The following is a 15,035-nucleotide window of genomic DNA, read 5'->3' as shown; positions in this document are numbered from 1 at the left end:
CTTGAACTCGCGGCCTCCTGCGTGACAGGCAGGCGCTCTAACCAACTGAGCTACTACCCCAAAAAGTTGGGAAAGCACGGACAGTAGAAATCGAAATCCTGATGTCAAGCGATGTTTCAGAGAAAATGAAAATTATTTTTAGCTAAGGTTTCGGTGATGAAAAATAGGCCTGTTCAGTGCTACTGAACTATCTAGTATTGGATGGGAGTTCTCAAAAATATTGCAAATAAATGAGGGATTTTAGAAGATGATGCGTTTAACAGGCTATGAACCATCGTGAATTTGAAAATTTGATCCGTGCAGAGCGGTCGCGGAGCCTGCCGAGCTGTCCGGCCAACCTGGAGGCGAATGTGATGCGACGCCTGCGAATGGCAGAGAGTCCTGCTGAGGATGTTAGCGCGTTCGGCTGGATTTTAGCCTTGCTACCGCGGAAGGCCGCGAGTCTGGGCTTTGTGGCTCTAGTTGCGGTGTTGAGTGTCTTTTCGAGTGTTCAGATGACTTCTACGACGCTTCGTGCTGCGGAAACGAGGGACTTGGCGGCAGACTCGCTGGATTTTGGGGTTTTTAATAAAACATCTATTCTTAATTTCGAACGATAGCTACATGTCTCCAAACCATCGATCTTTGTGGGTGAAGCGTATTTTGTCACTGGGTGTCATTGCTTTACTATTCGTTGTGCTATGCGTGGGCTTATCTGTCTTCGTGACGAGATCCCTTACGAACGGCTCCGCCGGCTGGCGCAATGATATGTCGGAAGGGCACCAGTGGCTACATGAGGCGCTGGAGCTGACCGCGCAGGAGCGGGCCGCGATTGATTCTTTTGAGGGGCAGTATCATCAAGAGCGGGATGAATTAACCCGGGAGTTCGACGCGAGGATTGCGAACTTGCGTCAAATCCTCGTTGAAAGCGACGAATATGTGCCCGCAGTCGACAGGGCAATTCATCGCATACATGAGGTGCATGGACAGCTGCAGGAGTTATCGATTCAGCACTATTATGACATGTTGAGCGTATTGCCGCCTCAGAAGCAGGACAAGCTACGTGAACTTGCGGTGCAAGCACTGAGTCAGCCGGAGTGATTGTGTGAATGGCTGTAAAAGATGCAGACTACGCGTCATTGCAAAAAATCCAATCAGGAGACGAAGCGGGGCTCAGGGAATTGATGTCGCGGCACCGGGAGGCGCTGTTTCGCTTTGTCTATCGCTATGTCAATAATGAGGCCGATGCGGCCGAGCTGACAGAGCAAACTTTTTTCCGAGTGTATCAGAATGCGAGTCGCTTTCGTCCCAATGCCAAGGTGATCACTTGGATCTTTGCGATAGCGGGTAACTTGTGTCGGGATTTTATCCGACGAAATCGTAAACGTCAGGGCGACTTGTCGCTGGATGTCGACCTCGACGATCGCACAAATATTCAGCGAGGGGATACAATTGCCTCAAGCCTGATTAATCCCGGAGAAGCTGCGGTCTCCCGCGAATCGCTCTCCAAGGTAAACGCGGCGATCTTTGCGCTGCCTCATAAGCTGAAGTTTCCTTTCATCTTTTGCGTCTTGGAGGAAAACTCATACGATGCCTGTGCGGAGGTGCTGCAGACCAGCCGTAAGACGGTGGAAACCAGAATCTATCGCGCGCGGAAATTATTACGCGAAAAATTGTCGGATCTATTGGCATGATTCCTGAGTCCATGACAGGGGCCGTCTAATCAGGCTACTTCCCTTGCGATTTGCAGCGTGGAAGCCGTGTGAATCATGCCGGACGCACGATCATTAATTCTAACTGAACCAGACTTATGGAGAAGAAAGCGACAATTTACCGAATGGTCACGCCCGACCACTTGTGCCCTTGGGGTATCAAAGCTTTGGATTTATTGAAACGTAATGGTTATGAGGTGGACGACCAACACCTTGAGTCGATGGATGCCAACAAGCAGTATAAAGAAGAACACGCTGTGGATGAGACGCCACAAATCTATATCGAGGGCGAGCACATCGGCGGCTACGACGCGCTACGCGAACAGCTCGGGCTCGGCCCTGATCCGAAAGAGGGGACGACTTATCGACCGGTTGTCGCCATTTTCGCAGTCGCACTCGGCATGGCCTTGGCGACGACTTGGGTTTCGCTTGGAGCACTCGAGCTCATTCGCGTGGCAGAGCTATTTATCGCGTTTAGTATGTGTGCACTCGGCATTCAGAAATTGCGTGATGTGCAGTCTTACGAAAACGGTTTCGTCCAATACGATCTGCTGGCTCGCCACTACGTGCCCTATGCGGCCATCTACGCTTACATCGAAACCATTGGCGGTATCCTGATGATCGCCGGCTGGCTCACATGGGTGGTGGCACCGATTGTCTTGGTCGCCACGACAATTGGTGCGATCTCGATCATCAAGGCAGTCTACATCGAAAAGCGTGATTTGAAGTGCGCCTGTGTCGGGGGCGGCAGCGACGTGCCACTGGGCTTCATTTCATTGACCGAAAATTTTATGATGATGGCGATGGCGGTCTGGATGATGATCAAGAGTCTTGCTTAATTTCCTGTGCAGATAAATCGAATCTATACCATAGTCTTAGGCACAAGGACATAGGTAACACTAAAGTGGCAAAGTTGATTCTAATGGATCGGCGCAAACATCCGACGTGGGGGAGGGGGCATCGCCCCGGTTCCGAGAACCGAGCTTACAAAAGACATATCTATTAGGGCCAAACTTTTTTCGAATGGGTATAAGAAATTGGTTTACAAGGAGCAATCGCCAGCACGCTTCTATATCGCGGGCTATGGGGATATCGTGCCCTGCCATTTAACCTTTAGATCTGGATCGTTATACTGCCTGACCTGAGCCTGTCGAAGGTAATGATCCGTTTAGCATCGAACGAATTTTACCATCGATCAAAACTCATCCTACCAAAAGAGAATCTAAAGAAGGCTTGTCGCGTAACATCAAAAACCACATATAAGTAAGCGTCGATGGCTTACTTTTTAGCAACAGAATCAAAACCGCAGATTCCCAAGGAATCAGAGCGTTTGTATGCCTACGACACTATTAACGGCAAGAAAACAAATTTATAAATGGTGAAATTTATTCTTTATTTCTTATTTGGAATCATCTTTTTATCTGTAAACTCATTTTCGATATGGAGTCTTGAAGTCGTTGGTTTGTGTGTATTTGTATTAATATTAAGTGAATTATTTTACCGTAAGAGGCGGCACGAAAACATCGGCATCGGTAAAAAATAGCACAAGGACCTGATGGGGGCAGTCCAATTTATCATGTTTTTTTGACTTTCATGGGAACCCGACGAGGTCATTCCGTAATTATTGCAATCGCCTTCCTTTCAATCTTAGCCGCTTCCGATCAACTCGACAACTGCGCAACAGTCGTCTGAAAGTCCAACTTCCAAGCCGTCCGTCCCTCCGCTGCGCCGCCTGCGCGCGCCTCCTAATTTTGCAGATTTAGCCGTTCTCCCCGCCCAACTGATTTTATGCGCAATTTCCGTTTATCGGCTGGCTCGCACTGTTCCAGTGCTCAAACAACCAGCCTACGGAAACTCCACATAAAATCCTGTTGGGCAAACGACGGGGTCAGTCCACGTTTTCTTGGTTTACTGTTGATGGTTCCATGTTGTTAGTTTATGCCATTGAGAATGGCACGCAAAGTCCGGATCGAATATGCAGGCGCATTCTATCATGTGATCAACCGCGGGAACTATCGTAGTTGGATTTTCGAATCCGCCGGAGCTCGTGTGAGTTTCCTAGAATGCTTAAGTATGTGTTGTCGGGCGATGGGTTGGCGGCTTCACAGTTGGTGCTTAATGAGTAATCATTATCATCTACTGATTGAGACACCCGAACCGAATCTAGTCGAAGGGATGAAGTGGCTACAGAGCACTTTCGCGAACCGTTTCAATCGTTTTCGTAAAGCCCATGGGCATGTTTTCCAGGGGCGTTATCAGGCAATTCTTTTGGATGCTGATGCGATAGGCCCGGTGGCTCATTATATTCATCTGAATCCGGTTCGAGCCGGTCTGGTGGATGTTGCAGATTTACAAAAATACGAGGCATCTAGTTTTAGCCAGCTTTGGCATATGAAGAAACGCTGGAGCTTTAGCGACTTTGAATGCTGCCTGGACGCCGCCGGTGGGTTGGCGGATACGCCGCGTGGTCGTCGATTGTATCGCGACTACCTCGGCTGGTTGTGTAGTGATGATTCGGAGCAAACGCGAATGGGCTTTGAAGAGATGTGCCGTGGTTGGGCTAAAGGAAGTGTCGAATTTAAGAAATCGATTCTCAAAGACCATGCCGAGGAATCGTTCAAGCGGGTGGTGGAATCGGAAGCGAAGGGAATGCGTGAGCCATTTTGGGAGAGTCTCGTCAAAAAGAATTTGAAGCATTTGGGGAAGACTCCGAAGGATCTGATTTCGGACAAAAAAGGAGCTCTTTGGAAAGTCGCTCTCGCACGCTATCTGAGAGAGCAACATTTAGTACCGAATGGATGGTTGAGTGAGAACCTGTCTATGGGCACTCCCAACTCATTGAGTAGTCAAATCAGTCGCCACCGAAAGCAGACTCATCAGGCAGAAACGCCTTGGAGGATTCTTGTTAATCAAGAAAACGTGGACTGACCCTGTGGCAGTCGCGGACCCTGTGGCAGTCGCGACCCTGTGGCAGTCGGAAGATCTTGGGCAAGGAGATTGCCAATATCACGAATGATCGAAAATCTGCATGCTGGAAAGTTTGGATCGCGAGCATGTTGAAGCAGCGCAGTTCCGTGACGAATGTGTGGATCGCTCGAGAACTGAACATGGGAGTCCCTCAGGCCGTAAGCATACATGTCGGAAGTCTGGATAAGGTCAAACTGGGTAAGACCAAAGAGTATCAGGATTTTATTTATGAATTTACGAAATGCCCCCTTTTGAAATTGGATGCTTAAAGCGGCAGGGATCCAAAAGAAAGGCGCGTGTCACTTGCTACGGCACAGCTGCGCCACGCACATTATGGAGAACGGCGCGGACTTGCGAAGCATCCAGCAAATGCTCGGACATGCCCGGCTCGACACGACCCAGATTTACACCGAAGTGAGCATCCAATACTTGCGCGAGGTCTACAACAAGACCCACCCGAACGCTTACTTGTAGATGTCTTTGCGGTGTCCGGCTTCGAGCACCAGCACAATAAAGACCTTGTCTTGAAGCTGGCATAGAATGCGGTAATTGTCGCTGCGATAACGCCAGACGTTGTTCAACTCGCCTTTGAGCTGTTTGCCTGATTGGCGTGGGTCTTCCGTCCCTGATATACGCTCGTCGAGATAGGCGATAATCTGCACAGCAGCCTGTTTATCCAGCTTCTTGAGCTGCTTCAGGGCGCGCTCTGAAATCTTATAATTCCAGCTTACGTTTAGCTTCGTCTGCGCTGTAAAGCTTGCCCGGGTTTTGGAGGGCCTCGACGGCCAGATAGTAATCCTCCATGTCCTCAAGGTGTTCGAGGATGGCTTCCCGTGCGTAGTAAGTCTTGGTGCGTCCGGTCTTCTTTGCGAGTTGCTCCAGACGGCTCTCGACTTCCTGATCTAAACGAATGGCTAACATACCCGTAAATATTGCGCCGATATACGCGTATGGCAAGCGGGTTTCCTTCCTTTAGCCGCCTTCCGTCTCTAGCTTTAGCGACCTTCAATCATGGTCGCCCTGAACAAAAACTTTACCTCGGTCAAAATCGACACGCAGCCGAATATTTTTTAGGGAAAAGTGTAAATGTGAATGCGAAAGATATATATGGGCATACGGCACTATATTTCAGTGTAGGCTCCAGAGATGGTAGACTAATCAGTCTTTTACTTAGTGGCACTGACTTAAGCAGCTTTATCGAGAATATTAGCAAGTGGGGATGCGTGTAAAACGTAGGGCTGTCACTTGTGGCACGCCGCATGGAATCAAGCCTCCGAGCGACTTGGCTGATGCGGGCGTGACAAGTCGCGCCCCTACGTTCTGACCGCCCGAACCGCTTAAGTCCGTGCCATTCCGGAATGCCCCTTTAAGGCTTCCACTTATTCCGCCACAGCTGCGCGACGCGCATGCTTGAGAACGGCGCGGACATCCGCTTGATACAGCAACTACTTGGACACGCACGGTTCGACACCACGCAGATTTATACGGAAGTGGCGATCAGAGCGCTTCGTGAAGTCCACGCAAGAACGCATCCATCATCGGATCTTCAAGCTTGAAGAATCCCGAAATATAGCCATGTTAAGCAACATGAACGCAGCAGAAATCATCCAGGAAATCGCACGTCTTCCCGAAAACGAAAAGGGGAAGGTCGTTGAGTTCGTGGAAGCACTCAAGGGCACGAAGCAGGTTCGTTACATCGACAGCGCTGTTGTCGAAAAGACCGCAGACAAAGTGTTCCGTGAGCATGCGCCTTTGTTTGAAAAGCTCGCTCAGTAATGGACGAACCTCTCTTTTTGCGCGTCGAAGACGTTGAGAAGTTGCATACCATGTCACTGCAACGCTTCGGCGGCAGCGAAGGTTTGCGTGACCGTAACGCCTTTGAATCCGCCGTTCATCATCCGAAGAATATCTTCTATTACGATCAGGGCGACTTGTTCGATATGGCTGCGGCTTATTGCGTGCATATCGCACAGGCTCAGGCCTTCCTTGATGGCAACAAACGCACGGGAGCCGCTTCCGCAATCGTGTTCCTCGACGCAAACGGCTATCCGATTACCGGCGACTCGATGCGTATCCACGAAGCACTGATTGCTGTCGCGACCGGCGAAATGGATCGTGCAGGAGTGGCAGCTTTGCTGCGTGAGCTCACCGCCTAATTTATCTTTAGCCGCCTTTGCGTTGGATCGGTCGCAGGAAAAGGTTTTGCTTTGAGCGGTGGCCGCGTTCACTTTTGAGGCCGTTATCATGGTCGCCCTGAACGTAAACTTTGCCCCCGAAACTCCCGCACTCGGTTTGAAAAACCGCGTCGGGAATTTTTTTGGCGAAAACGGGAAATCGCGCCCAGCAAATCGGCTCTCAGGCCAGTGGCCGCGCCGAGAAAACGGGCACGGCTACGACGAAACCGCGTCGGGTATGTTCTTTTATGGCTTCAGATATTATGATGCTGATCAGGTCGTTGGCCATCGAGAGATACGATTCAAGAAGAGGGTGGGTTAAACGCTGTATCCTGTGAAGAATAATTTCCTCTAAAAATTTGAGGGTTTCTGAGTTCTTATGCGTTTAAGAGCGCATAAGATGAAGCAAATATTTCGTAAATACTGTGCGGTTACTCGCATTGGAGCAGTGGTGGCGTGTGCCATCGCTGCGCCTGTTTTGCAGGCTTCTGATGCAAGCGAGCCTCCCCAGGCTCAATCCTTGGTTTCGTTGGAAGACTACTTGAGGCAGGCGCAAATCGCGAATCCACAGCTCAAAGCTTTTGAACGACGCTACGAAGCGGCCATGCAGCGCATCCCACAGGTGTCCGCGCTGCCAGATCCGATGTTTCAAATCACGAGTTTTGTGGAGTCGGTGCAGACGCGGACGGGCCCTCAGGAAAATGTCCTGATGTTGAGTCAGCGCATTCCGTGGTTTGGTAAATTGAGCAGTCGTGAAGCGGCGGCCTCTGCCGATGCGGAGGCGCTTTGGTATGCCTATCAGAGTCAGCATCTGATGCTTGCGCGTACTGTTTCACTAGGGTTCTACGAGTACGGCTATACTGAGGAGGCGATTCGCCTGACTCGCGAGAATCGGGATTTGCTGCGCGAGTTGGAACCCGTTGTTGAAGAGAAAGTCCGTGCCGGGGGAGAGATCAACGCCTTGCTGCGTCTTAAAGTGGAGATCGGTAAAATTGACGACCGGCTACAGTCGCTCACTCAAAAACGTGTGGCCCAATCGGCCCAGTTAAGTGAACTGTTGGCGCTACCCGAAACTTCGCTGTTGGCATGGCCCGAATGGGAAGCACCTAAGCCGGTATCTTTAAATGGGCCTGCATTGGTTCAAGCGATCCGCGCGAGTAACCCTGAGTTGCAAATGCTGAAACGCAAAGTCGCGAGTGCGGAAGCCCGCCGTGAAATCGCCCGTTTGGAGAGCTATCCAGATATTACTTTGGGCATTAATTATATCCAAATCGGAGACCCTGAAGTGAACCCCACGACTCCGGATGCGGGGAACGATCCATGGGGTGTGACGGTTGCCGTCAATATCCCTATTTGGTTTGGCAAATATGATGCGGCCAAGGAGGAAGCGCTGGCCAGCAAACGTTCATCGGAACATGAATATGAGAACCGCTACAATGCACTTCGTGGGGAGTTGAGCGCGAGTCTGGCTCTTTTAGCAGATGCCAACCGCAGGCTGACACTCTATGGTGAAGAACTGTTGGGACTGGCTGAGCAGGCGGTCGAAAATACACGCGAGAGTTATCAAAACGGACGCACTGGCATCTTGGAGCTGATCGACAGTGAGCGATCCTTACTGGATTTGCAGCTGCTCTATTGGCGGGCCGCTGCGGATGCTTCGCAACAACGCGTCGTCATCCAAACTTTGGCCAACCAACCCATCTTGGGCACTTTTTACGCAACTGATGAGAATGAATAAGCAATTAATTTTTACTATAACTGGCACTGCAGTGGCCGCTCTCATCATTGGTATCGGAGTGGGGCGACTGACACAGTCCAGCCACGAGAGCCATCAGCATGCTGCCGGGGGCGCGGCATCTGCGCAGACGGCGGAAGCCGCCGAGCCGACGATTTGGACTTGCTCGATGCACCCGCAAATTCAGCAAGCCGAGCCGGGCGACTGTCCTATCTGCGGCATGGACTTAATCCCGTTGGAAAATGATTCGGGCGCGGATGATGGACCGCGCACCATGAGTATGAGCGAAAGTTCCCGCGCCTTGGCGGAGATTCAAACAAGCGCCGTCGTCCAAGACTATCCGGAAGCTGAAATTCGCTTGGTCGGGAAACTCGACTACGATGAAACACTGGAGAAATCGCTGACCGCTCGTTTCCCCGCTCGGATCGACGAATTGTTTGTCAACTATACGGGCATACCTGTCGCTAAAGGGGATCACCTGGCCAAGGTGTATAGTCCAGATCTACTTTCCGCTCAGCGTGAACTACTGACCTCCTATCGCGCCGATCCGAACAGCTCGATCACCCGCGCAGCCCGCGAAAAGCTTCGGCTGTGGGATCTCGTTCCCGAGCAGATCGACGCCATTCTTGAGAGCGGCGAAGCGAAAGATCATTTTATCCTGAAAGCACCCATCGGCGGTGTTGTGGTGGCTAAGCATGTGAAGGAAGGCGATTACGTAAAAACCGGTGAGTCACTGTTTAAGATCGTGGACTTAAGCCGTCTTTGGGCGTATCTGGATGCCTACGAATCGGACCTGCCTTGGCTCCGCTACGGTCAGGACGTCTCCTTTTCCGTGGAAGCGATTCCAGGTGAAATCTTTCACGGGCAAGTGGCCTTTATTGAGCCGGAAGTGAACCGGAAGACACGCACGGTGCCGATCCGTGTCAACGTGCCGAACCCTGATTCCAAACTAAAGCCGGGAATGTTTGTGCGTGCCATCGTGGCATCTCGTTTAGCGGAAGGGGGCAAGGTCTACGCGCCCGATATGGCGGGCAAATGGATTAGCCCGATGCATCCGGAAATCGTTAAGGACGGCCCTGGGCAGTGTGATGTTTGCGGCATGGATCTGGTTCGCGCAGAGGAGCTCGGCTACGTGGACAATGCTGCAGAAAACGCACCGATTATCGTTCCGAGCTCTGCGGTTCTGCGCACGGGGAAACGCGCTGTTGTTTACGTAGAAAAACCCAATGCAGAACGGCCGACTTATGAGGGCCGAGAAGTCGTCCTAGGACCTCGGGCAGGGGATTATTTTCTTGTTGCTGCCGGGCTCGATGCAGGGGAGCGGGTTGTCACTAACGGAGCCTTCAAGATCGACAGTGCGCTGCAAATTCAAGCCAAACCCAGTATGATGAACCCTCAAGGCGGTGGTCCCACAGCAGGTCATAATCATGGCGGTGAAGCCGCTGTTGCAGCACCTGCAGCTGCTGGGGGCCAAACCGACCACTCGCAACATGGCGGCATGGCTATGCTTGAGATTGCAGGCGACCTTGTACCACAGTTGGTGGAGCCTTATCTCGCGATGCAGTCCGCCCTCGCCGGGGACGATCTCGCTTTGGCCAAAGCACAGGCTAAAGCGATGATGGAAGTCACGGGCCACAGCGGGGACCTTGCGGCTCTGCTGCATGATATGCTGGCGGCAGAAACGCTCGATGCCTTTCGTATCCCATATTTTGATACGCTTTCGAATGCACTCATTGCCGCCGCGAAGGCTGACCCTGCGTCCTTCGATCGCGACTTTTATATTATGAATTGCTCCATGGCAAAGGACAATCAGGGCGCGGATTGGCTACAAGCCAGTAAGTCGCTACAGAACCCATACTTCGGAGCCATGATGCTCCAGTGTGGCGAAGTTAAAGAAACGATTACAGCAAGTGAAAGCGGACACGAAAACCATGGCCAATAATTCATCGAATCCAATCAACGGCCTGATTCGTTTCTGCTTAGAAAACAAACTGGTCGTCATTCTCTTCACGGTCGTATTGGTCTTGTGGGGCATCGCTGTGGCGCCCTTCGACTGGGAGTCGGATCTACTCCCGCGTGACCCTGTGCCAGTCGACGCGATTCCCGACATTGGTGAAAACCAACAAATTGTTTTCACCGAATGGATGGGGCGCTCACCGCAGGATATCGAAGATCAGATCACGTATCCGATGACGACGGCGCTCCTTGGCCTGCCCGAGGTCAAGACGATCCGCAGTTATTCGATGTTCGGCTTCTCTTCGATCTATATCATCTTCAAAGACGATGCCGAGTTCTACTGGACCCGTAGCCGTATCCTGGAAAAGTTGAACAGCCTTCCGTCTGGCAGTTTGCCGCAAGGGGTCTCGCCGCAACTGGGGCCGGATGCCACTGCACTCGGACAAGTCTTCTGGTATACACTTGAAGGTATGAGCCCCGATGGGGAGCCAACGGGAGGATGGGACTTGGACGAGCTGCGCAGCACTCAGGATTGGTATGTGCGCTACGCACTTCAAGGCGTGGATGGGGTGGCGGAAGTCGCCTCCATCGGTGGTTACGTCAAGGAGTATCAAGTCGACGTCGATCCGGATGCCTTGCGGACGTATAATATCGCGCTGCATGAGGTCTTTGATGCCGTGCGCGGCAGTAATTTGGATGTCGGAGCGCGAACGATTGAGATCAATTCGGTCGAATACGTGATTCGTGGACTCGGTTTTATTGAGAATTTGGACGATCTGCGTAAGACCGTGATTACGCAGCGCAATCATGTGCCGATCACACTCGAACAAGTCGCTGAAATCGAATACGGGCCTGCGCTACGGCGTGGTGCGCTCGACAAGGCCGGAGCGGAGGCCGTCGGGGGCGTCGTCGTCACCCGTTATGGAGAGAATCCGCTGGCGGTGATCAAAGGTATCAAAGAAAAGATTACAGAGATTTCGTCCGGCTTGCCTAAGAAGACGCTTGCGGACGGAACCGTGAGTCAAGTGGAGATCGTCCCGTTCTATGACCGCACTGGGCTCATTTACGAAACCTTAGGCACTCTCGAAGATGCCGTTCGCCAGCAGATACTGGTCACCATTATCGTCGTCGTGCTGATGGTGATGCACTTGCGCAGTGCTTCGCTTATTTCCGGAGTGCTCCCGCTGGCGGTGCTTTTTTCCTTCATCGGTATGAAACTCTTTGGCGTGGATGCCAACGTCGTGGCGCTTTCCGGCATCGCGATCGCCATTGGCACGATTGTCGATATGGGCGTGGTTCTCATCGAAAATATACTCAAGCACCTCGACGATGCGCCGCCTGAGGAAAGTCGGCTGGAAGTCGTCTATCGCGCCTGCACGGAGGTTGCCAGTGCGGTGGTCACCGCAGTGTTGACGACGGTGATTAGTTTCCTGCCGGTCTTCACCATGGAGGCCGCGGAGGGGAAATTGTTTCGCCCCTTGGCTTACACCAAGACCTTCGCCCTGATTGGCTCGATTGTCGTCGCCCTGACGATTATTCCACCCTTGGCACACTGGTTTATCGCGGGTCGTTATAAATCGCATCTGGCCAAGCTTGGGCTGTGGGGCAGCATTGGAGTCATCGGCCTCTTGGCGGCCATCTTTGTCAGTTGGTTTCCCTGGTGGTTGGGCGTGTTGGCCGTGGCCACGGCGGCATTCCATTTGAGCAGTCCCAAAATGCCCGAGAAGGTCCAGCGCGGGACATTGTTTAGCTTCAATTTCGTCGTCGCGATACTGGTCGCGTTTTGGCTCGCAGCCGACTGGAAACCACTCGGGCCTGAGCAGCATTTGCACAATATTCTTTTCGTCCTGATTACGGTGGGAGGGCTGCTGGGATTCTTCTATATCTTCATTCGATTCTATGCCCGCATTTTGGCGTTTTTGCTGCGCCTTAAGATGCTCTTTCTTGGCTTTAGTGCGTTGATTATCGTGTTTGGTTTTGCCGTTTGGCTCGGTTTCGGATCTCTCTTCGGGTGGTTGCCCGAATCTGTCCAAAACTCAAAGCCCTACGTTAAGATGGCACACGCCGTGCCTGGATTGGGGAAAGAGTTTATGCCGGATCTCGATGAGGGCTCTTACCTGCTCATGCCGACTACGATGCCGCACGCGTCCATTGGCGAAGTCATGGACGTGTTGAGCAAGCAGGATATGGCGATCAATGCGATCCCTGAAGTTGAAAGCGCCGTCGGTAAGCTCGGCCGGGTGGAAAGCCCACTCGATCCGGCTCCGATCTCAATGATCGAGACGATCATCAGATATAAGTCGGAGTATATGACCGACGATGACGGTCGTATACTGAGCTTTGCCTATGATGCATCGCAGGACGAGTTTCAGCGCGATGCAAACGACGAACTGATCCTCGATGAGGACGGTCGCCCCTTCCGCCAGTGGCGTGACGAAATTAAAAGCCCGGACGACATCTGGGACGAGATCGTCAAAGCCGCACAAATACCAGGGACGACTTCCGCACCTAAACTCCAACCGATTGCGGCTCGTATCGTGATGTTACAAAGTGGCATGCGGGCCCCCATGGGGCTCAAGGTCTATGGCCCCGATTTGGAGACGCTGGAGAAGGTGGCGCTGGATGTGGAAGCTTTCTTAAAGCAAGTGCCCTCGATCAAAGCCGAAGCCGTGCTGGCCGACCGTATCGTCGGTAAACCACATCTGGAAATCGATATCGATCGCGACGCCATCGCTCGCTACGGCATCAAGATCAAGATGGTGCAAGACGTGATCGAAGTTGCCGTCGGCGGTAAACCCATCACCCAGACGGTCGAAGGCCGTGAACGTTACCCCGTGCGTGTGCGCTACATGCGTGAACTCCGCGACAACATCGAGTCGATCGAAAGTATTTTAGTCGCGGCTCCCGACGGCACTCAAATACCGCTGCGTGAGTTGGCCACACTGAATTACATCCGTGGGCCTCAAGTGATTAAAAGTGAGGACACCTTTCTGGTCGGTTACGTCATCTTCGACAAGCAAGACGCTTATGCCGAAGTCGAAGTCGTCGAACAGGCTCAAGAATTCCTACAGCAGAAGATCGAAAGCGGTGAGCTGAATATCCCTGCTGGGGTGAGTTATAAGTTTACAGGTAGCTATGAGAATCAGGTGCGTGCCGAGAAGAAACTACGCGTGGTGCTACCGATTGCACTCTTCGCGATCTGGCTCATCCTCTATTTCCAGTTCAAGCGTATTTCAACGACGATCCTCGTGTTCTCCGGCATCCTCTTTGCGTGGTCAGGTGGTTTCATCATGCTCTGGCTTTATGGACAGCCCTGGTTCCTCAATATAGATCTCTTCGGTCACAATATTCGAGCGCTCTTTCAAATGGGCACCATAAACTTGAGTGTCGCTGTGTGGGTCGGCTTCCTCGCACTCTTCGGTATTGCGACGGATAATGGTGTCATTGTTTGCACCTACCTGCAGCAAATCTTCCGAGAGAAGAATCCGAAGGCAATCGAAGAAATCCGGGCTGCGACAGTCGAAGCAGGCGACCGCCGCGTCCGGCCGGCGATGATGACCAGTGCCACCACTATTTTGGCCCTGCTGCCAGTGCTCACTTCGGTCGGGCGAGGTTCCGATATCATGGTGCCCATGGCCATCCCATCCTTTGGCGGTATGTTGCTGGCCATCATCACCATTTTCGTCGTGCCCGTGCTTTATTGTGGGCTAGCGGAGATCGAACACCGCCTAAAACGCAATTAGAACGTAGGGGCTTCATTTATGAAGACCGCCGTATCATAGCACCGAGCGACTGCGGTCTTCACAAGTGAAGCCCCTACAAAATAAAACCAAAATAAAATATAAACATGAACAAAATACTACAACTCGCCCTCGGGCTTCTTATCAGTGTATCCATACTGCAAGCACACAGTGATGCCTTCAAACCACAATTCGTGGATACAGTCGTCGACCCATATCTCAGCATTCAAAAAGCGCTGGCGGGGGATGACCTGGAGGCCGCGCAAGTCGGTGCCAAAGCCTTTCTTCAGGCGATGGAACCAGCACCCCACGCAGGTGAAGCCCACCAAGAAGCAGTTGCGCTGAGAGCACCCGTAAAAAGGATTGCCGCCGCGTCCGACATCAAAGTCGCACGAACAGCCTTTCTCGAGAGCTCCCGGCAAATGATCGCGTTCATTGAGCATGTCGGCGTGACGAAGGACAGTCCTATGTTTACCGCCTTTTGCCCCATGGCATTTGATGGCAAAGGTGGGGAGTGGGTTCAGTCCGACGAAAAAGTAGCCAATCCATACTACGGCTCCATGATGTTTCGCTGCGGAAGTATTCAAAAGCAAATCGCAGGAAGCCCGGACCATTCGCACGAGTGAAAGTCTCTGCTCGACCGAGCTGTAAATTCACAAAAAAGCGGCGAACCTCCGAAGAGATTCGCCGCCAAATGGCGGGATAGACGAGACTTGAACTCGCGGCCTCCTGCGTGACAGGCAGGCGCTCTAACCAACTGAGCTACTACCCC

General features: G+C 52.2%; 13 protein-coding genes, 1 tRNA gene and 1 pseudogene. 12 read left to right on the top strand and 3 right to left on the bottom strand.

Going from position 1 to position 15,035, the window contains the following annotated elements; genetic code table 11:
- Positions 1-603 precede the first annotated feature (603 nt).
- From QEH52_RS18095 to QEH52_RS18075, 5 genes are all read left to right on the top strand, one after another.
- The gene (locus QEH52_RS18095) at positions 604-1,080 is read left to right on the top strand and encodes a periplasmic heavy metal sensor (RefSeq protein WP_308952361.1); all 477 of its coding nucleotides are present in this window, start codon (positions 604-606) and stop codon (positions 1,078-1,080) included.
- Positions 1,081-1,088: 8 nt separating this feature from the next.
- Positions 1,089-1,673, top strand: a complete 585-nt coding sequence (locus QEH52_RS18090; RefSeq protein ID WP_308952360.1) for an RNA polymerase sigma factor — start codon at positions 1,089-1,091, stop codon at positions 1,671-1,673.
- A gap of 116 nt (positions 1,674-1,789) precedes the next feature.
- Positions 1,790-2,530: a MauE/DoxX family redox-associated membrane protein gene (locus QEH52_RS18085; RefSeq protein WP_308952359.1), complete on the top strand. Its 741-nt coding sequence runs from the start codon at positions 1,790-1,792 to the stop codon at positions 2,528-2,530.
- A 1,111-nt stretch (positions 2,531-3,641) separates the two neighbouring features.
- Positions 3,642-4,619, top strand: coding sequence for a transposase (locus QEH52_RS18080; RefSeq protein WP_308952358.1), 978 nt, complete (start codon positions 3,642-3,644; stop codon positions 4,617-4,619).
- A gap of 300 nt (positions 4,620-4,919) precedes the next feature.
- Positions 4,920-5,132, top strand: a complete 213-nt coding sequence (locus tag QEH52_RS18075; RefSeq protein ID WP_308952357.1) for a tyrosine-type recombinase/integrase — start codon at positions 4,920-4,922, stop codon at positions 5,130-5,132.
- Here the strand turns inward: QEH52_RS18075 and QEH52_RS18070 are convergent.
- Together QEH52_RS18070 and relB are read right to left on the bottom strand one after the other, a co-directional pair.
- Positions 5,123-5,320 (bottom strand): type II toxin-antitoxin system RelE family toxin, encoded by a 198-nt coding sequence (locus tag QEH52_RS18070; protein WP_308952356.1) that lies wholly within the window; start codon positions 5,318-5,320, stop codon positions 5,123-5,125. The genes QEH52_RS18075 and QEH52_RS18070 overlap by 10 nt on opposite strands.
- 52 nt (positions 5,321-5,372) lie before the next feature.
- Entirely contained in the window at positions 5,373-5,579 is a 207-nt protein-coding gene (gene relB, locus QEH52_RS18065) for a type II toxin-antitoxin system RelB family antitoxin (protein ID WP_308952355.1), read from the bottom strand.
- 464 nt (positions 5,580-6,043) lie between these two features.
- On the opposite strand from relB, the pseudogene QEH52_RS18060 reads away from it, so the two are divergent.
- From QEH52_RS18060 to QEH52_RS18030, 7 genes and pseudogenes are all read left to right on the top strand, one after another.
- Positions 6,044-6,214 (top strand): annotated as a pseudogene (locus tag QEH52_RS18060) (tyrosine-type recombinase/integrase); the annotation flags it as partial.
- A gap of 31 nt (positions 6,215-6,245) precedes the next feature.
- Positions 6,246-6,434: a hypothetical protein gene (locus tag QEH52_RS18055; protein WP_308952354.1), complete on the top strand. Its 189-nt coding sequence runs from the start codon at positions 6,246-6,248 to the stop codon at positions 6,432-6,434.
- Entirely contained in the window at positions 6,434-6,814 is a 381-nt protein-coding gene (locus tag QEH52_RS18050) for a type II toxin-antitoxin system death-on-curing family toxin (protein ID WP_308952353.1), read from the top strand. Before QEH52_RS18055 ends, QEH52_RS18050 begins: the two co-directional genes overlap by 1 nt.
- A gap of 418 nt (positions 6,815-7,232) precedes the next feature.
- Positions 7,233-8,570, top strand: coding sequence for a TolC family protein (locus QEH52_RS18045; protein ID WP_308952352.1), 1,338 nt, complete (start codon positions 7,233-7,235; stop codon positions 8,568-8,570).
- Complete coding sequence (locus QEH52_RS18040; RefSeq protein WP_308952351.1) at positions 8,563-10,509, top strand: heavy metal-binding domain-containing protein; 1,947 nt, start codon at positions 8,563-8,565, stop codon at positions 10,507-10,509. Before QEH52_RS18045 ends, QEH52_RS18040 begins: the two co-directional genes overlap by 8 nt.
- A complete protein-coding gene (locus tag QEH52_RS18035) occupies positions 10,499-14,266 on the top strand; it encodes an efflux RND transporter permease subunit (protein ID WP_308952350.1) in 3,768 nt (1,255 codons plus the stop codon). Before QEH52_RS18040 ends, QEH52_RS18035 begins: the two co-directional genes overlap by 11 nt.
- A 104-nt stretch (positions 14,267-14,370) precedes the next feature.
- The gene (locus QEH52_RS18030) at positions 14,371-14,889 is read left to right on the top strand and encodes a DUF3347 domain-containing protein (RefSeq protein WP_308952349.1); all 519 of its coding nucleotides are present in this window, start codon (positions 14,371-14,373) and stop codon (positions 14,887-14,889) included.
- Positions 14,890-14,958: 69 nt separating this feature from the next.
- Here QEH52_RS18030 and QEH52_RS18025 read toward each other — a convergent pair.
- A tRNA-Asp gene (locus tag QEH52_RS18025) sits at positions 14,959-15,035 on the bottom strand.

Source organism: Thalassobacterium maritimum (assembly GCF_031127805.1).
Classification (GTDB): domain Bacteria; phylum Verrucomicrobiota; class Verrucomicrobiia; order Opitutales; family Coraliomargaritaceae; genus Thalassobacterium; species Thalassobacterium maritimum.
The sequence above is the reverse complement of the archived record's forward strand: the minus strand, read 5'-3'. Positions and strand labels throughout refer to the sequence as shown.